The organism is Limnobacter sp. UBA7229 (genome assembly GCF_002473065.1).
Taxonomy (GTDB): domain Bacteria; phylum Pseudomonadota; class Gammaproteobacteria; order Burkholderiales; family Burkholderiaceae_B; genus Limnobacter; species Limnobacter profundi.
The window spans coordinates 125,493-142,224 of record NZ_DKTN01000022.1 but is presented as its reverse complement, the minus strand read 5'-3'; the positions used below and the strand labels follow the sequence as shown (position 1 = coordinate 142,224).

At 52.8% G+C, this 16,732-nt stretch carries 17 protein-coding genes; 15 read left to right on the top strand and 2 right to left on the bottom strand.

Features of this window, described 5'->3' with window-relative positions; genetic code table 11:
- Positions 1-218: 218 nt before the first annotated feature.
- The 5 genes from yaaA to rlmD are packed head-to-tail and all read left to right on the top strand — an operon-like array spanning position 219 to position 4,716.
- A complete protein-coding gene (gene yaaA, locus B4C79_RS12445) occupies positions 219-989 on the top strand; it encodes a peroxide stress protein YaaA (RefSeq protein WP_105028934.1) in 771 nt (256 codons plus the stop codon).
- A gap of 2 nt (positions 990-991) precedes the next feature.
- Positions 992-1,753, top strand: a complete 762-nt coding sequence (surE, locus tag B4C79_RS12440) for a 5'/3'-nucleotidase SurE (RefSeq protein WP_105029859.1) — start codon at positions 992-994, stop codon at positions 1,751-1,753.
- A gap of 9 nt (positions 1,754-1,762) precedes the next feature.
- The gene (locus B4C79_RS12435; protein WP_105028935.1) at positions 1,763-2,503 is read left to right on the top strand and encodes a protein-L-isoaspartate(D-aspartate) O-methyltransferase; all 741 of its coding nucleotides are present in this window, start codon (positions 1,763-1,765) and stop codon (positions 2,501-2,503) included.
- Positions 2,500-3,324, top strand: coding sequence for a peptidoglycan DD-metalloendopeptidase family protein (locus B4C79_RS12430; protein WP_171098822.1), 825 nt, complete (start codon positions 2,500-2,502; stop codon positions 3,322-3,324). Before B4C79_RS12435 ends, B4C79_RS12430 begins: the two co-directional genes overlap by 4 nt.
- Positions 3,325-3,342: 18 nt before the next feature.
- Positions 3,343-4,716: a 23S rRNA (uracil(1939)-C(5))-methyltransferase RlmD gene (gene rlmD / locus B4C79_RS12425; RefSeq protein WP_171098828.1), complete on the top strand. Its 1,374-nt coding sequence runs from the start codon at positions 3,343-3,345 to the stop codon at positions 4,714-4,716.
- A gap of 230 nt (positions 4,717-4,946) precedes the next feature.
- On the opposite strand, the gene B4C79_RS12420 is transcribed toward rlmD, so the two are convergent.
- Positions 4,947-5,651 (bottom strand): Bax inhibitor-1/YccA family protein, encoded by a 705-nt coding sequence (locus B4C79_RS12420; RefSeq protein WP_130556555.1) that lies wholly within the window; start codon positions 5,649-5,651, stop codon positions 4,947-4,949.
- Between the two features lie 172 nt (positions 5,652-5,823).
- Between B4C79_RS12420 and ndk the strand changes: the two genes are divergently transcribed.
- From ndk to der, 8 genes are all read left to right on the top strand, one after another.
- On the top strand, positions 5,824-6,249 hold the full coding sequence (ndk, locus tag B4C79_RS12415) for a nucleoside-diphosphate kinase (protein ID WP_105028939.1): 426 nt from the start codon (positions 5,824-5,826) through the stop codon (positions 6,247-6,249).
- A 66-nt stretch (positions 6,250-6,315) separates the two neighbouring features.
- On the top strand, positions 6,316-7,455 hold the full coding sequence (gene rlmN / locus B4C79_RS12410) for a 23S rRNA (adenine(2503)-C(2))-methyltransferase RlmN (RefSeq protein ID WP_008248937.1): 1,140 nt from the start codon (positions 6,316-6,318) through the stop codon (positions 7,453-7,455).
- A gap of 265 nt (positions 7,456-7,720) precedes the next feature.
- Entirely contained in the window at positions 7,721-8,818 is a 1,098-nt protein-coding gene (locus B4C79_RS12405) for a helix-turn-helix domain-containing protein (protein WP_291740237.1), read from the top strand.
- A 67-nt stretch (positions 8,819-8,885) separates the two neighbouring features.
- Complete coding sequence (ispG, locus tag B4C79_RS12400) at positions 8,886-10,133, top strand: flavodoxin-dependent (E)-4-hydroxy-3-methylbut-2-enyl-diphosphate synthase (protein WP_105028941.1); 1,248 nt, start codon at positions 8,886-8,888, stop codon at positions 10,131-10,133.
- 50 nt (positions 10,134-10,183) lie between these two features.
- The gene (hisS, locus tag B4C79_RS12395) at positions 10,184-11,509 is read left to right on the top strand and encodes a histidine--tRNA ligase (protein WP_105028942.1); all 1,326 of its coding nucleotides are present in this window, start codon (positions 10,184-10,186) and stop codon (positions 11,507-11,509) included.
- Positions 11,506-12,150 (top strand): YfgM family protein, encoded by a 645-nt coding sequence (locus B4C79_RS12390; RefSeq protein WP_168426959.1) that lies wholly within the window; start codon positions 11,506-11,508, stop codon positions 12,148-12,150. The genes hisS and B4C79_RS12390 overlap by 4 nt, the downstream gene beginning before the upstream one ends.
- Positions 12,147-13,325, top strand: coding sequence for an outer membrane protein assembly factor BamB (bamB, locus tag B4C79_RS12385; RefSeq protein WP_291740240.1), 1,179 nt, complete (start codon positions 12,147-12,149; stop codon positions 13,323-13,325). The genes B4C79_RS12390 and bamB overlap by 4 nt, the downstream gene beginning before the upstream one ends.
- An 8-nt stretch (positions 13,326-13,333) precedes the next feature.
- Positions 13,334-14,659 carry a ribosome biogenesis GTPase Der gene (gene der, locus B4C79_RS12380; protein WP_171098837.1) on the top strand — a complete coding sequence of 442 codons (1,326 nt, stop codon included), beginning with the start codon at positions 13,334-13,336 and terminating at the stop codon, positions 14,657-14,659.
- A gap of 21 nt (positions 14,660-14,680) precedes the next feature.
- Here the strand turns inward: der and B4C79_RS12375 are convergent, their stop codons facing one another.
- Positions 14,681-15,001, bottom strand: coding sequence for an Mpo1-like protein (locus B4C79_RS12375; RefSeq protein ID WP_105028946.1), 321 nt, complete (start codon positions 14,999-15,001; stop codon positions 14,681-14,683).
- A gap of 145 nt (positions 15,002-15,146) precedes the next feature.
- Between B4C79_RS12375 and B4C79_RS12370 the strand changes: the two genes are divergently transcribed.
- Both B4C79_RS12370 and B4C79_RS12365 read left to right on the top strand, forming a co-directional pair.
- Positions 15,147-15,620, top strand: a complete 474-nt coding sequence (locus B4C79_RS12370; RefSeq protein WP_105028947.1) for a CBS domain-containing protein — start codon at positions 15,147-15,149, stop codon at positions 15,618-15,620.
- 33 nt (positions 15,621-15,653) lie between these two features.
- On the top strand, positions 15,654-16,682 hold the full coding sequence (locus B4C79_RS12365; RefSeq protein WP_291740936.1) for an NAD(P)/FAD-dependent oxidoreductase: 1,029 nt from the start codon (positions 15,654-15,656) through the stop codon (positions 16,680-16,682).
- Positions 16,683-16,732: the final 50 nt, after the last annotated feature.

Genomic DNA, 16,732 nt, shown 5'->3' with positions numbered 1-16,732 from the left:
ATGTGACAGGTAATACATTCATCTTCGGGAGAGACAGTCTGGGAGACACGGCCAGAAGCGGAGCGACAAAGTCGCATCCGCGGCCAACCTCAAAAACACCAGTCACTCGCATACCTTGTATTGGGTATTTTTTCCCGACTTCACACCACCCTGTCCCTGAATCACCTGCCAGATCCTGCGATAATAAACCCGTAGTAACAACCAGGTGATTCATGTCCATGCTTGTAGTTCTTTCTCCCGCAAAATCGCTCGATTACGAAACACCCTTGTCCGTTTCAGCCAGTACACAGCCGCAGTTTGTTGAGCAGGCCGCAGCGCTGGTGAATATTCTTCGCCCCATGAGCCCGGCCGATATTTCCGAACTCATGTCGGTCTCTGACAAGTTGGGTGTGCTTAACGCAACGCGTTACAGCGAATGGTCAACCAAGTTCACCAAAAAGAATTCGCGCCCTGCGTTGCTGGCATTCAATGGCGATGTGTACGATGGTTTTGATGCAAAAACCCTGGACGAAGACGGTTTGGCTTTTGCACAAAAGCATGTGCGTATTCTGTCGGGCCTGTATGGCATTTTGCGTCCACTCGATTTGATGCAACCCTATCGCCTTGAAATGGGCACCAAGCTGCCCAACCCTGCCGGCAAAGATCTATACGCCTATTGGAAGCAGACCGTGGCGCCGGCCCTGAACAAGGAACTCGGAAAAAAAGACCCTGTGTTGGTCAATCTGGCTTCAGATGAGTATTTCAAGTCGGTTGATACCAAGGCCTTGAACGCACGCGTGGTTCAACCCGTGTTTCAGGATTACAAAAACGGCCAGTACAAAATTATCAGTTTCTTCGCCAAAAAAGCACGCGGTTTAATGGCCCGTTATATTGTTGACCAACGCATCACAGATGTAGAGCAACTGAAAAAGTTCAAGGTGGCAGGCTACGCATTTGCGCCCAAAGAATCCACCGAGAACACTTGGGTGTTTCGCCGCAAGGAAGCTTGATCTTGACCATTCCGCACATTCTGATCAGCAACGACGATGGTTACAGTGCCCCCGGCATTTTGGCCTTGCATGGCGCTTTGCTTGAACGATTCGGCAACACGGTTCACCTGGAGGTGATGGCACCCGAGCAAGACCGCTCGGGCGTGTCCAATGCCCTCACACTTGACCGGCCGCTTACAGTACGCAAAGCCGCCAACGGATTTCGTTATGTGAATGGCACCCCCACCGATTGCGTGCATGTGGCGGTAACTGGTTTGCTGGAACGTCGTCCGGATCTCGTGGTGTCTGGCATCAACAACGGCGCCAACATGGGCGACGACACCATTTATTCAGGCACTGTGGCAGCCGCCATGGAAGGCTTTCAGTGTGGTTTGCCCGCGATCGCTTTTTCGCTGGCTGGCAAAGGTTATGCGCACCTGGACAGCGCAGCCCGCGTGGCAGCTGAAATTGTTGAGCGCTTCCTGAACAACAAACTTGGTTTGGAACATTGCCTGCTGAATGTGAACATTCCCCCGATTCCTTACGATGACATGCAAGGTTACGAATGCACCCGTTTGGGCAAGCGCCACCATGCCGAACCCGTGATTCCCACCCAGAATCCCAAAGATGAAACCGTTTACTGGATTGGCCCACCCGGCGGTGCCAAAGATGCTGGCCCAGGCACCGATTTTTATGCGGTCAAGCAGGGTAAAATTTCGATCAGTCCTTTGAAAGCTGATTTAACGCACACCGAACAAATGAAGACCCTGGCCGATTGGCTGTAAAACAACAACATGGATCAAAAGCCCCGCTTCAAGCCAGCACCTGCGCTGATTACCCAGTCTGCGCGCAAACTGGACCGCATTCCGGAACGCATCGGTGGTTCAAGCCTGACCTCCGAGCGTGCGCGTGGGCATTTGGTTCAAAAACTGAAAACTCTGGGCATTGTGAATCAGCGTGTGCTCAATGTAATTGGTGCTGTGCCGAGGCATTTGTTTGTGGACGAAGCATTTGCATCGCGAGCCTACGAAGACGCAGCCTTGCCAATTGGCCATCAGCAAACCATTTCACGGCCTTTCACCGTGGCCCGTTTTGCTGAATACGCGCTGGATGGCCGTGCAGAGCTGGACAATGTGCTGGAAGTCGGTGCGGGTTGTGGTTACCAGGCTGCGGTGTTTGCCAACATCGCAAAGCGGGTGGTCAGCATAGAACGCATTGAGGCGTTATACGACAAGGCCCTGCGCAACTTAAAACTTGCCGGCTTTCAGAAAGTCAAAGTAATTCATGGCGATGGTTTGGTGGGGTTGCCCGCACAAGCACCGTTTGATGTCATCATTGTGGCCGCTGCGGGTTTGGAAATACCGCAAGCCTTGCTCAAGCAGTTAAAAATTGGCGGGCGCCTTATAGTGCCCGTGGCTGACCAGAATCAGCAAAATCTGGTCATTGTTGATCGTTTGGCGGTCGACAAATGGCACCGAGAGAAAAAAGACTTGGTAAAATTCGTACCCCTGTTACAAGGAACTCGCATCGTATGAAACGTGGCGCATTAACCAGAACCCCATTGCTGGGTTACACACGTGCATTGGCAGTTGGGTTTGCAACACTGACCTTCCTGGCCGCCTGTACAACAACGGGTAACCAGGCCCCGGTGGTCGATCGTTTGCCCTCCCGTTCTACTGACACCGCAGTGGCCACCGACGGTGTTTACACCGTCAAAGCTGGCGATACCCTGTACAGCATTGCGCTTGATTTTGGTCTGGATTGGCGTGAGCTGGCGCGGTCCAACAATTTGAGTGATCCCAGCAAGCTAAGCATTGGTCAAAAGCTGCGTGTGACGGGTGCGCCTGGTGCTGTCGCGGCTGGTGCATCTGGGGCAAGCACTGTTGAAGACACTGGCGTTGAAGTAACCCCGATTACTCCTGCTGGCGGTGCAAAACCGGTCGAGGCCACACCAGCACCGGAAATCAAGCCGCCGGCTCCCGTTGCTGTTACTTTGGGTTTTATTTGGCCGCATCCAGGTGAAATTATTCAAGGGTACAAAGCGGGTGTGAACAAGGGTATTGACCTTGCTGCCAAAGTGGGTGACCCCGTAATTGCCTCTCAGGCGGGGCGTGTCGTGTATTCAGGCAACGCGCTGCGCGGTTATGGCAACTTGATTATCCTGAAACACGACAACAACTTGTTGACCGCCTATGCCCACAACAAAACCTTGTTGGTGAAAGAAGGTGAGCCTGTCACCAAGGGCCAGAAAATTGCGGAAGCAGGGCAGTCCGATTCTGATCGCCCCAAACTGCACTTCGAAGTGCGCAAGCAAGGCAAACCTGTTGACCCGATGGATTACCTCCCGGCCCGTTAATTTTTATTGAATGTAGCCATGGGCCGCAAAAAGAAAAAAGATCGAACACCCGTGGTGTTTCCACGGGTGCAAGTTGCCATTGAATCAATCGACCTGGATGCCAATGGCATTGGCCATGTGGATGGCAAAGTGCACTTCATCGATGGTGCAATCACCGGCGAAACCGTTGTTGCCGAAATTACGCGAGTAAAGCCAAGCTATTCAAAAGGCAGAACACTGCAGGTGCTGAATACGGTTTCCACTCGCACCACGCCCAAGTGCCCGCATTATGGGGTGTGTGGCGGATGCGCCATGCAGCACATTGAGCCCAATGCCCAGGTGGCCATTAAAAACCGCGCGCTTGAAGACCTGTTGCAGCGAATTGGTCGCCAAACTCCCGAGCAGATGATGCCCCCCATTTATGGTTCATTTTGGGGTTATCGACACCGTGCGCGTTTAAGTACCCGCTTTGTGATCAAGAAAGAGCGGTTCTTTGTCGGGTTTCACGAGAAAGCATCTTCTTACGTGGCGGACATGCAGGAATGCCATGTGTTGCCCAAGCATGTGTCCAACATGATTGTGCCCCTGGGCAATATGCTGGTCACGCTGAGCATTTTCATGCGTATTCCCCAAATTGAACTGGCCGTGGGCGATGGTGTTACCGCAATGGTGTTACGCCACCTGGAACCCTTGAGTGAGTCAGACCTCGATACGATTCGATCCTTTGGCCGAAAGTGGGGCGTTGACTGGTGGCTGCAACCAGGTGGCCCAGCCACTGCACATCGTCTTGAAGCTGACAAGCCAGTGGACCTCACTTATCGCATTCCCAGTTTTGGTATTCGAATGCGATTCAGGCCGACTGATTTCACGCAGGTGAACCACATGATCAACGACGCCATGATTAGCCGTGCGGTGTCATTGCTCGATTTAAAGCCCGAAGACCGCGTGCTTGATCTGTTCTGCGGCTTGGGTAATTTCTCCTTGCCTTTGGCCACGAAAAGCAGTTACGTGAAGGGTTTTGAAGGTTCGCAAGACCTGGTTGACCGAGCCGGCGAGAATGCTAAATTCAACGGCCTGGCCGATAAAACCGAATTTCATGTGCGCAATCTGTTCGAAGTGGAAACACCTGAATGGGAAAGTTGGGGGCAATACGACAAAGTCTTGGTCGATCCTCCGCGCGACGGGGCCTTGGAAATTTGTAAGGCAATTGTAGGTGCGCGTGCAGAGTTTCAGCCCAAGCGCATTGTTTATGTCAGCTGCAACCCGGGCACCTTGGCTCGGGATACGGCGGTACTTTGCAATGTCGGCTCGTACAAGTTGATGAAAGCAGGGGTGGTGAACATGTTCCCCCATACATCGCATGTGGAGTCGATTGCAGTGTTTGAGCGAGTGGAGTACAGCGACTATTCCTGACCCTGGCGAACAGAATTCAGCTGCGCAAATAACAAACGGGGCCGTTGCGGCCCCGTTTTCGTTGGTGCGTTTGCCTCACCAACTCGGCGGTCAGTATAGATACCGACCCACTGAAACTTCATATTGCGCTTCTGCAATTCACTTTGCAACAACTTTCGATGTTGCAAAGTGTCAAAAAAGTGCTTTGAAATCAGTTACTTTCAGGTAACTTAATCCCAGCAGGCGCTTGTTTACTCGCGGCTGCCACCTGTAAATACCATGAGCAGTTGCAGCAAGTTCACGAACAGATTGTACAAACTCAGGTAAATGCTCAAGGCTGCGGAAATGTAGTTTGTTTCACCGCCGCGCATGACACGTTGCAGGTCGTACAAAATGAACAGCGAGAACAAGCCCACGCAAATGGTGGAAATGGTCAGTGACAGGGCTGGCATTTGCAGGAAGATGTTGGCCACTGAGGCCACAATCACCATAACCAAACCGATCAGCAGTCCCTTACCCATGTTGGTGAAATCACGCTTGGTCACCGCGGCATAGCTGGCCAAACCAAAGAAAATACCGGCTGTGCCCAGCGCAGCCATCATGATGATGGAGCCGCCATTGGACAGACTGAGTGCGACCGACAAAATGCCGGAGAGCATCAAGCCCATGAAGAAGGTAAAGCCCAGCATGAGCACAACACCGAAGGAATTATTTCGGTTGCGTTGAATGCCCCAGATGAAGCCGAACATGGCGGCAAGCATGACCACGAAGGAAAGAATGGGGCTACCGGCGAACAAGCGGAAGAAGCCGAATTGAATGCCCGCAAACGCACCCAGGGCCGTCGGAACCATCGACAGGGCCAACAAGAAGTATGTGTTTCGCAGAACCCGGTTGGTTTCTACGGTAGATACACCACCGGCTGTGCGGCCAAATTGTGCAGTTCTGAATTCAGACATGTTTACTCGCTCCTTTGTAAAACGCGAATTTGTATGCATTTAGAGTAATGGTAATGGCGAAAAGTTTCAATTCAAGACGTGGGTCAGCCCCGTGATTGGGTTTTTTATATAAACCAGCTATAATCGCGGGTTAATTTTCATGCTTTTCTAATCTTTTCGGAGTGGTTACACCATGGCAATCGAGCGCACCCTGTCCATCATCAAGCCTGATGCTGTTGCAAAAAACGTAATTGGTCAAATTTACAGCCGCTTTGAAGCCGCTGGCCTGAAGGTAGTGGCCGCACGCATGGCTCACCTGTCACGCGCTGAAGCTGAAGGCTTTTACGCAGTGCACAAGGCACGTCCTTTCTTCAACGACCTGGTTGAGTTCATGATTTCTGGCCCAGTGATGATTCAAGCCCTGGAAGGCGAGAACGCAATTGCCAAGAACCGCGAATTGATGGGTGCCACAAACCCCAAGGAAGCCGCTGCCGGTACCATTCGCGCCGACTTCGCTGAAAGCATTGACGCCAACGCGGTTCACGGCTCGGATGCCCCTGAAACAGCTGCGAACGAAATTGCTTATTTCTTCCCAGCGTCACAAGTATTTTCACGCTAATCTAGTTCGATTGCGTTGAATTCCGGGGGCGCACATGCGTCCCCGTTTGTTTTGAAAGGACACACCATGAGTGCACAACTCGACAACTTGCTGGACTACTCGGTGCCCGAGCTGATTCAGTGGTGTGGCAATTTGGGTGAAAAACCATTCAGGGCCAAACAACTGGCCAAATGGATACACCAGTCGGGCATGGACAATTTTGATTCCATGACCGACCTTGCGAAATCATTTCGCCAGAATTTGAACAGCCGTGCCTGCATCAAGGCCCCCAGTATCATTTCCGACAACGTATCCAAAGACGGCACACGCAAGTGGCTCTTTGATGTTGGCAATGGCGATGCAGTTGAAACGGTATTCATCCCCGAAGAGCGCCGCGGAACCCTGTGCGTCAGCTCGCAGGCTGGCTGCGCGGTCAATTGCCGTTTTTGCTCTACTGGCAAACAAGGTTTTTCCCGCAACTTAAGTACCGCTGAAATTGTGGCCCAGTTGTGGAAGGCCAATGTGTTGCTGCGCGAAGCTGGCGACCGTGTTTACGCCCAAGAGCGCCCGGTTACGAATGTGGTCATGATGGGCATGGGCGAGCCCCTGCTGAACTACGATGCCTTGGTCCCGGCTTTGCAATTGATGCTGGATGACACGGCTTACGGTCTTTCCCGCCGCAGGGTCACTGTGTCGACATCGGGCGTTGTGCCCTTCATGGACAGGCTTTCGCAAGATTGCCCCGTGGCCTTGGCTGTTTCATTGCATGCCCCCAATGACGCATTGCGCGATCACCTCGTGCCGCTGAACAAAAAGTACCCATTGCGTGAGTTGCTCGATGCCTGCCTGCGTTACCTGAAATTTGCGCCGCGTGATTTCATTACTTTTGAGTATGTCATGCTTGATGGGGTAAATGACAAGCCAGAACATGCCCAGCAATTGCTTGAAATCGCCAAAATCGTGCCTTGTAAATTCAACCTGATCCCGTTTAATCCATTCCCGGAGTCGGGTTTGCTCAAGTCAACCAGCCCTGCAATCAAAACGTTTGTGGATATCCTTGGCGGCGCGGGTGTGGTAACTACAGTTCGCAAAACCCGGGGTGATGACATCGATGCAGCATGCGGTCAACTGGCTGGCGAAGTTCGAGACCGAACCAAGGTCAAGGAAAGGCTTGTAAGTACGGTGTCCCTGGAAGAACTGAGGGGTTCCTCCAAACGCAGGGACTAGGCAAACAGCGTGCATGCTTTGTCATACAATGAAAGCAAGATTGAGTGTGTTGTGGCAGTGATTGCGTATTAATTCAATTATAAAAACGATATTTTTGCCGCCAAACTTGTGGCGCATTCTCAAAAAACTCCTCAACACATTGAATTTTCATAGAAATCGCTTGAACCTACCTGCTTGCTTCGATTATGCTGCAAAGGTGGTGGCGGTAAAGAACTACAATGATTAATCGGGGCCCTTTGCGCCTGCCGACGCTTGGAAAGACCAAATGAATGAAAATCGTGCGATGAGCAAAACTGAATCATCAGATGCCAGTGCAGGTCAAGATGCAAAACCGGAGCCAAGCAATGGCTCCTTCGCTGAAAAGCACCCCAATTTGACTCTGCTTGAATCGGGCCAGAACCCGGGCGAAATTTTACGTGCTGCCCGTGAAAAGGCTGGCTATTCCTTGAGCGACATCAGTGCTCAAACCAAAATCAACGAACGTCAGCTTGAAGCCATTGAAAGTGGTGATGTTGGGCGCCTACCGCCCGAGACCTTTGCCAAGGCTTTCATTAAAAGTTATTGCAAGGCCCTGAAGATGGACCCTGCACCGGTCATCATGTCCTTCGGGTTTTCCGAGGCCAGTGCCCAGGTTAAAGCCGCTCGTTCTGGCCAGGCCGAAAGTGGGCGCTCCGAGCCGCTTGAGCCCAAGATGCCCAACAGCTCCAAGCGCTTGTCCACTTTGAATTTTGATCGTAAAACAGGCAAGAAATCGCTGAGCTACGGCATTGTGCTGGCAGCAGTGGTGGTCATGGCCGTGTTTTACATTCCCGTGTTCATGTCGAGTCAAACCACCGAAGTGGGTGATGCAGAGGTGATCGAACCCAACGAGGCGCCTGTGGCCACGGCACCAGGTTCCGAGAGTGCTGTGTCAGCGGATGGTTCTTTGCCTTTGGGCCTGGAAGCCCCAGCTGCGGCCGGTGATACGGCTGTGTTCCCGGCACTTCAGCAACCTGCTGCGCCTGTGGGTGAATCTGCACCCCCCGCAACCGCAGCACCAAACGCCACCGGTGCGGCCAGCACAACAGCCGCTGCACCTGTTGCTGATGCTGCAGCGCCAGCGGCAGCCCCCTTGGCCCCCAATGTTGAAAGCGTGTTGCGGTTTAACTTTCAAGAGCAGTCCTGGGTGACCGTTCGCGATGCAAATGACAAAGTGTTAATTTCCCAACTCAACGACGGTGGCAGCAATCTGGAAGTGAAGGGTCAAGCGCCCTTTAAGTTGATTGTTGGCAACGCCAAGGCAGTGAGTGTATCCAGCAATGGAAAATCTGTTGACCTGACTTCATCCATTCGCGGGGAAGTGGCCCGAATCACTGTTCAGTAAAATCTGTCAGGGGGCTTTATATAGCCCTCGCTTTTAAGCAACCCGTCTATCTCGCCAGAAGTTCATCGTGATTCCAAATACCCCCTTGAAGCGACACAAGACCCATCAAGTGGATGTCCGCTGGAAAGAGCATGTTGTGTCCATCGGCGGCGGTGCTCCTGTTTTGGTGCAGTCGATGACCAACACTGACACGGCCGATGCCCTGAACACAGCATTACAAATCAAGGCTCTCTATCTTGCCGGCAGCGAGATGGTTCGAATCACGGTGAACAACGACGCTTCTGCAGAAGCGGTGCCTTACATTCGTGAGCAGCTGGACAAAATGCGAATTCCCGTGCCATTGGTGGGTGATTTTCATTACAACGGACATTTGTTGCTTCAAAAATACCCGGATTGCGCAAAGGCCTTGTCGAAGTACCGCATCAACCCCGGCAATGTCGGTTCATCCCGTTCGCGCGATGACAACTTTGCGGCCATGATTTCAATTGCTGCTGAACACGACAAGCCAGTTCGCATTGGCGTGAACTGGGGCAGCCTGGACCAAAACCTGCTGGCCCGAATGATGGATGAGAACGGCAAGAAAGCCGATCCGCTGCCAGCACAGCAACTGATGTACCAGGCGCTGATTGAATCTGCGGTCAGTAGTGCACACAAAGCGGTCGAGCTCGGTTTGCCTGCCAATAAAATTGTGTTGTCCTGCAAGGTGAGTCAGGTTCAAGACCTGATTGCGGTGTACCGGGAATTGTCGGGTCGAAGCGAGTTTCCCCTTCATCTTGGCTTGACTGAGGCGGGAATGGGCACGAAAGGTATCGTGGCATCTACTGCTGCATTGTCTGTGCTCTTGCAAGAAGGCATTGGTGACACCATTCGCGTGTCGCTCACGCCCGAGCCCAATGGTGACCGTTGCAAGGAAGTGCTTGTTGGGCAGGAAATTTTGCAATCGCTGGGCTTGCGTGCCTTCACGCCCCAGGTAATCGCCTGCCCTGGGTGCGGCCGAACCACCAGTACTGTGTTTCAGGAACTGGCCGATCAAATTCAAACCTACCTGCGTGATCAAATGCCGATCTGGAAAAACCAGTATGTGGGCGTTGAAGAAATGAAAGTGGCTGTGATGGGCTGCGTGGTGAACGGTCCGGGTGAAAGCAAGCACGCCGACATCGGTATTTCGCTGCCGGGCACCGGTGAGGCTCCTTCTGCCCCTGTGTTTTTAGACGGCAAACGCACGGTGACCTTGAAAGGCGAGAACATCGCTCAGGAATTTCAGGCGATTGTGCAGCGTTATGTCGAGCAAAGGTACGCTGGCGGCAACAAGTAGCCCAAGAATAGGCGACAATACCGGGTTGAGAAATTAAGTTGAATGCGTCAATGAGTCATCCTGAGTCGCCGGAACAATCCAAAGCCAAAAAGCAACCCCGACTTCAATCCGTCAAGGGAATGAACGATGTTTTGCCCGTAGAAGGCATTCATTGGGAGAATCTCGAGGTCATGCTTCGTGAGTGGTTGACCTCTTATGGTTACCGCTTGATCAAAACCCCTGTGCTTGAGCCCACGTCGCTGTTTCGCCGGGGCATTGGTGAAGTCACCGACATCGTTGAAAAAGAGATGTTTAGTTTTGTGGATCGCTTGAATGGCGACGAACTTACTTTGCGGCCAGAATTCACCGCGGGCATTGCACGCGCCACCATTCAACACAATCTGACTTACGCAGCGCCTCAACGGGTGTATTCCATGGGGCCTGTGTTTCGCCATGAGCGCCCTCAACGCGGGCGTTACAGGCAGTTTCATCAGCTCGATGTCGAAGCGCTGGGTTTTGCCGGCCCTGATATTGATGCGGAGTTGATTGTGATGCTCTCGCGCCTGTGGCGTGAGATGGGGCTTGAAGATGTGCGCCTTGAAATCAACTGCCTGGGTGAAGCACCAGAACGTCTGGCGCACAGGCAGGCGCTGATTACGTATTTTGAAGCGCATGCCGACTTGCTGGATGAAGATGCCAAGCGCCGCTTGCACAGCAACCCTTTGCGGATTCTGGATACGAAAAACCCCACCATGCAAGACATGGTCAACGGCGCACCGCGTTTGTCGGAATTTTTGGGAACGGAATCCCTGGCACATTATCAGGGCGTAAAACGCCTGCTTGACGATGCGGGCGTGCGTTACATTGAAAACCCGCGTCTGGTTCGTGGTCTGGATTACTACAACCTCACTGTGTTCGAGTGGATTACTGATGCCTTGGGCACGCAGGGCACTATTTGTGGCGGTGGTCGCTACGATGGCTTGATTGAAATTCTGGGTGGCAAGCCCACGCCAGCCATCGGATTTGCAATTGGCCTGGAACGTTTGCTCGAGTTGTACCTCGAAGTAAATCAGCCCGATGACACGGCTGACCTGGATGTGTATGTGGTACATCAAGGTGAAGGAACGGCTCGCCGCGCTTTTACTTTGGCTGAAGAGTTGCGCGATGCGGGGTTTGCCGTGGTACTGCACGCCGGTGGTGGTGGCTTCAAAAGCCAAATGAAGCGCGCAGATGTCAGCGGTGCTGCCGTGGCGGTTATTCTGGGCGAAAACGAATTAAATGCGGGCACTGCGGCAGTCAAACTGCTGCGTGGTGAAAGCAAGCAGCAGGAATTCAAACAAGAGGGATTGGCCGAAGCCATTTTCGGTCTGCTTTACGGAGAAGGAGAGGAGTCTTGAGTCGATACAGCCTTGAAGAACAAGAACAACTGGCCAGTTTGAAGGCATTCTGGTCCAAATACGGCAGTTTTATCTTGACCGTGTTGATTCTTGTGTTCGGTGCCTTTGCCTTGAACAACGGTTGGAAATGGTGGCAGGCACGCCAGTCTACTGATTCAGTTGTGGTTTATGAACGTTTGGAGGCAGCCACGCGTGAGGGCAATATCGAACTGGTGGGAGAAATCCAGAAGACCCTGTTCGAGGAGCATGCCAGCTCCCCTTACGCACAGCGTGGGGCGTTGATTGCGGCCAAAGCCTTTTTCGATGAAGGCAAGCTGGAAGAAGCGAAAGCATCGTTGAAGTGGGCTTCTGAAAAAGCCAAGCTGGACGAGTATGTGGCAACTGCCCGTTTGATGTTGGCCGGTATTCTGATTGAGCAATCCGAGTTCGATGCAGCCAAATCGGCCTTGAGCGAGAACTACCCAGGCTTTGAAGGCCTTTTTCACGATCGTTTGGGTGACCTGGCCCTGGCGCAGAAAGATGTGGCAACAGCGCGCAAAGAATATGAATTGGCGCTTGGCACCATTCAAGCCGACAGTCCGTGGAAGCAGGTGATTGAGCGAAAAATCAGTGCCTTGCCCAAAGTGGAGGCCAAACAATGAGCGAACCAATGAAGCACGTCATTAAAATTTCATCTCTTGTCGCTGTTTTGGCCTTGTTGGGCGGTTGTGCTGCCATCAGTTCGACCATGAGCAGCCTGAACCCCTTCGGCAGCAGCGCTGTGAAACCTGCTGAATTGCAGCCCTTTACGTCGCAATTGAAAGTTGCCAACGCCTGGTCCGTGGATGTAGGCGACTCCGAGCAAGGCAGCTTCACGCCTGTTTTACTCGACTCCACCGTGTATGCCGCTTCGCAAGAGGGTCAGTTGGTGGCCATCGACAGGGCTACAGGCAAAACAAAATGGAAAGTGAAAGTCGGTGCCAAGCTGAAAGCGGGTGTGGCTGCCACGCTTGACACCATTGCAGTGATCGACGTGAACAACAACCTTGTCGCGTTTGATGCCAATGGCAAACAAAAATGGCAAACCGGCGTGGGCGCAGATGTCAGCAGCGTGCCCGTGGGTGCTGCTGGCACCATTCTGGTTCGCGGCATCGACTTCTCGGTGATCGCTTATTCAGCGTCAAATGGTGCACAACGCTGGAAGTATACCCGCCAGCTTCCGCCGCTGACTTTGAGAGTCAATACCCCAGTCGATGTCAACAACGCGCGCGTATATGCTGGTTTTCCGGGTGGTCGGCTGGTGGCGCTTGATCTGAGCGCGGGCACTGTTGTTTGGGAAGGTACTTTGGCAACACCCAGTGGAACCACCGAAATTGAGCGCATCACCGACGTAACCGGGACGCCAATTTATAACTTCCGTGAAGTGTGTGCAGCGGCGTTTCAAGGCAAGGTGGGTTGCCTGGACTCGGTTAGTGCCCGCCCAATCTGGACCACCGATTTTTCTGCACCCAGTGGTGCCTCTGTAGACGACCGTTACATGATTGCCCCCAATGAACTGGGCGATTTGTTTGCGTTTTCCCGCAGTGGCGGCAAGCAGGTTTGGAAAATTGAAAACTTCCAGCGTCGCCAGCCCACCACGCCGACTGTAATTGGTCGCGCTGTGGCTGTGGGCGACTACGAAGGCTATGTTCATTTCATTGATCGAGACACCGGCAAAACCATTGCGCGAACAAAAGTGGGTTCTACCTCTTTTGCCAGCCAGCCTGTGCCTGCTGACACCGATGCGCTGATCGTGCAATCGCGTGGCGGCAGTGTGGCCCTGATATCTGTCCAGTAAAGTAAAACATGAAACCTGTCATTGCCCTGGTTGGGCGCCCAAACGTGGGCAAGTCCACATTGTTCAATCGCTTGACCCGAACAAGAGACGCCTTGGTGGCCAACCAGCCTGGTCTAACTCGCGATCGCCATTATGGTGTAGGCCGTATTGGCCCCAGAGAATATTTGGTAGTGGACACTGGCGGGCTTGAGCCTGTGGCCAAAGACGGTATTTACGCCGAAATGGCCAAACAAAGCCGACAGGCAATTGTTGAGTCTGACCTGGTTTTGTTTCTTGTGGATGGTCGCCAAGGCGTCACCCCCCACGACCACGTGATTGCCGCAGAGCTGCGCAAGGCCAAGCGAGAAGTAATTCTGGTGGTCAACAAAACCGAGGGCTACACCCACTCGATGGCCGCCGCCGACTTCTTCGAGTTGGGTTTGGGCGAACCGGAGACCATATCTGCCAGCCATGGCGACGGCGTGCGCCAGTTGATGGACATTGCTTGTGAAAAGCTGCCTGTGTTGCCCGAAGATGAAGAGGGCGGAAGGCGCATCAAGGTGGCCATTGCCGGACGTCCCAATGTGGGCAAGTCCACCATGGTAAATACCTTGTTGGGTGAAGAACGCGTGATTGCGTTCGATTTGCCGGGTACCACTCGCGACAGTATTTATATTGATTTCGAGCGCAATGACAAGCCTTATACCTTGATTGACACAGCCGGTTTGCGCAAGCGCGGTAAGGTGTTTGAGTCGGTTGAAAAGTTTTCAGTGATTAAAACCCTGCAAGCCATTGAAGACGCCAATGTGGTGATCTTGATGCTGGATGCCCAGCAGGATATTTCCGATCAAGACGCCTCTATTGCTGGCTTCATTGTTGAAGCGGGGCGTTCACTGGTGTTGGCTGTGAACAAATGGGACAGCCTGGATGATTACCGCAAGGAACGAATCAAGGCTGAAGTAGGGCGCAAGCTGACTTTCCTGAATTACGCCAAGTTTCATTACGTGTCTGCCACAAAGCCTTTTGGAATTGCAGCCATGATGAAATCAGTCGATGAAGCGCACGCCGCGGCTTTCGCCAAGTTGTCAACGCCCAAACTGACGCGCCTGATTCAGGAGTGTGTTGAGCACCAACAACCCCCACGCAAGGGCATATTCAGGCCCAAATTGCGCTACGCGCACCAGGGCGGGCAGAACCCGCCCATTGTGATTGTTCACGGCACCGCGCTGGATGCCATTCCTGACAACTACAAGCGTTACCTGGAAACCCGAATTCGCGAGCGTTTCAAGCTGGATGGAACGCCGCTTCGGGTTGAATTCCGAAGCAACGTGAACCCGTTTGACAAGAAAGATTAACGCGAAAAATTAACGCGAAAATCAGAACGGGATTTTGCGGGTCAGGATGTCCTTGTACATCACCCAGTCACCCATGAAGCTGTAAAGCGGGTACTTGAATGTGGCTGGGCGGTTCTTCTCGAAAAAGAAGTGGCCCACCCACGCAAATGCGTACCCAGTCAGCAAACCATACAGCAGCCAAACAGGCTGGCCGGTGGTAATCAATTTGAACAAACACACCAGTGCCAGTGTTGAGCCTACAAAATGCAGTCTGCGACAAGTCAGGTTGTTGTGTTCAGCCAGGTAAAAAGGATAAAAATCGGCAAAAGTCTGAAATCTGTTTCCGGTTTTTGGCATGCCCATGTCTCCATTTGTTTATTTTTAGTCGTTGTAGTTTACATCCCTTGCCGCTTCAGGCCTGTATCTGCCCAGAAATTTGGACTTGAAAGCTGTGGCATTTCGGGTAGGATGAATAAAACGACCATAAGAATATTTTAGGAGGTTTGTGATGCAAGTTAAAGAAGTCCTGCGTGTAAAGGGCAACACGCTTTTTACTGTCACCCCTGATACTCATTTGTCCGACTGCGTGGTTACCATGGCTGATCATGACGTGGGTTCATTGGTGGTGATGGACAAAGGGGCGCTGGCCGGCATCGTAACCTTCCGCGAAGTGATACGTGTTCTGGCCAAACGGCAAAAAGAGCACCGCACCGGCCCCACGCCGCCTGTGGCTGAAATTGTGGTTCGCGAGGTCATGAACACAGAGCCCACCGTGGCCACCCTGGATATGGAGGTGGATAGCCTTCGCAAACTGATGCTTGAGAATCACCAGCGCTATTTGCCCGTGATGGATGGAAACACCCTGTGCGGCGTGATTTCATTTCACGACGTGGCCAAAGCGGTTCTTGAGGAACAAGGGTTTGAGAACAAAATGCTGAAGGGCTACATTCGCGATTGGCCCATGGAAGAAAGCAGCAATTGAGTTGAAAACAAAAGCAGTACAGGTGGTATCAAAGTGAAAAAAAGAGTTGCGATTGTTGGTGCGGGCATGTCGGGTTTGGCCTGCGCACGCGAATTGGTTCAGCTGGGTCACGAGGTTACTTTGTATGAAAAAAGTCGTGGCCCGGGGGGGCGCATGCCTACGCGCTGGTTAAATCGCGACATTGATCCCCCTTTGGGCTTTGATCACGGTACCCAGTATTTTCAGGCTTCGTCCCCGGCATTTGTTGAGTTGATTGACCAGGCCCAAAAGGTGGGTGCGGTGGCGCCTTGGGCTGGATCTGTTGTTAATTTGGGCTACGGGCTTTCCTCCCCCCATGCAAGCACGACCACGCGGTGGGTGGGTACGCCTGGAATGGCCAGTTTGGCGCGCTTCATGGCCCATGGGCTTGATGTTCGTTTGCAATGCCGGGTGGCTGGTGTTGTTCGCACTGAGGGTGTTTACCAATTAACCCTGCACCTGGCTGATGGCACCGTCAGGGTAGAGTCTGGCTTTGATGCGGTGATTAGTGCTGTGCCGGCCGAGCAGGTGGTGCCGTTGTTCGATGAAGTTCACAAATCCTTGGCGCAATTGGCCGTTGCTGTTGAATCCAGCGTTACTTGGTCTGTCATGCTCACGCCTCGCGAGGCTGTGAAAGTAGATTTCGATGGGGCCTTCGTGGTGGACAGCCCATTGGGCTGGATTTGTCGCGATTCCTCAAAGCCTGGCAGGGCTGTGGGTGACCGTTGGATCTTGCAGGCCACTGCCGATTGGTCTCGACTTCATCAGGACTACGCTGCCGAGGAAGTGGGCAAGATGCTGCTCGATGTGTTTTGCAATGTGACTGGCCAGTTGATCGAAGAGCCTTTGACGGTTACCGCGCATCGCTGGTTGTATTCGTTGCCCAGCAACCCGGTGGGTATGCCTTGTTATTTCAGCGAGGAACACATGCTGGGTGCATGTGGAGACTGGCTTAATGGTGCGCGGGTGGAAGACGCATTTTTGAGTGGTCACACACTGGGGCATCAGCTGTCGAACGCATTCAGCAGTACTTTGATTCAGTAGCAACTCAGTAGCAACTTAGTAGCAACTGAGCAGCAAATAAGTTGCAATTG

Bases quoted from the DNA above. Each gene is read 5' to 3' on its own strand.
- yaaA (WP_105028934.1), top strand. From the start codon at position 219: ATGCTTGTAGTTCTTTCTCCCGCAAAATCGCTCGATTACGAAACACCC.
- B4C79_RS12435 (WP_105028935.1), top strand. From the start codon at position 1,763: ATGGATCAAAAGCCCCGCTTCAAGCCAGCACCTGCGCTGATTACCCAG.
- B4C79_RS12430 (WP_171098822.1), top strand. From the start codon at position 2,500: ATGAAACGTGGCGCATTAACCAGAACCCCATTGCTGGGTTACACACGT.
- rlmD (WP_171098828.1), top strand. From the start codon at position 3,343: ATGGGCCGCAAAAAGAAAAAAGATCGAACACCCGTGGTGTTTCCACGG.
- B4C79_RS12420 (WP_130556555.1), bottom strand. From the start codon at position 5,651: ATGTCTGAATTCAGAACTGCACAATTTGGCCGCACAGCCGGTGGTGTA.
- ndk (WP_105028939.1), top strand. From the start codon at position 5,824: ATGGCAATCGAGCGCACCCTGTCCATCATCAAGCCTGATGCTGTTGCA.
- rlmN (WP_008248937.1), top strand. From the start codon at position 6,316: ATGAGTGCACAACTCGACAACTTGCTGGACTACTCGGTGCCCGAGCTG.
- B4C79_RS12405 (WP_291740237.1), top strand. From the start codon at position 7,721: ATGAATGAAAATCGTGCGATGAGCAAAACTGAATCATCAGATGCCAGT.
- hisS (WP_105028942.1), top strand. From the start codon at position 10,184: ATGAGTCATCCTGAGTCGCCGGAACAATCCAAAGCCAAAAAGCAACCC.
- bamB (WP_291740240.1), top strand. From the start codon at position 12,147: ATGAGCGAACCAATGAAGCACGTCATTAAAATTTCATCTCTTGTCGCT.
- der (WP_171098837.1), top strand. From the start codon at position 13,334: ATGAAACCTGTCATTGCCCTGGTTGGGCGCCCAAACGTGGGCAAGTCC.
- B4C79_RS12375 (WP_105028946.1), bottom strand. From the start codon at position 15,001: ATGGGCATGCCAAAAACCGGAAACAGATTTCAGACTTTTGCCGATTTT.
- B4C79_RS12370 (WP_105028947.1), top strand. From the start codon at position 15,147: ATGCAAGTTAAAGAAGTCCTGCGTGTAAAGGGCAACACGCTTTTTACT.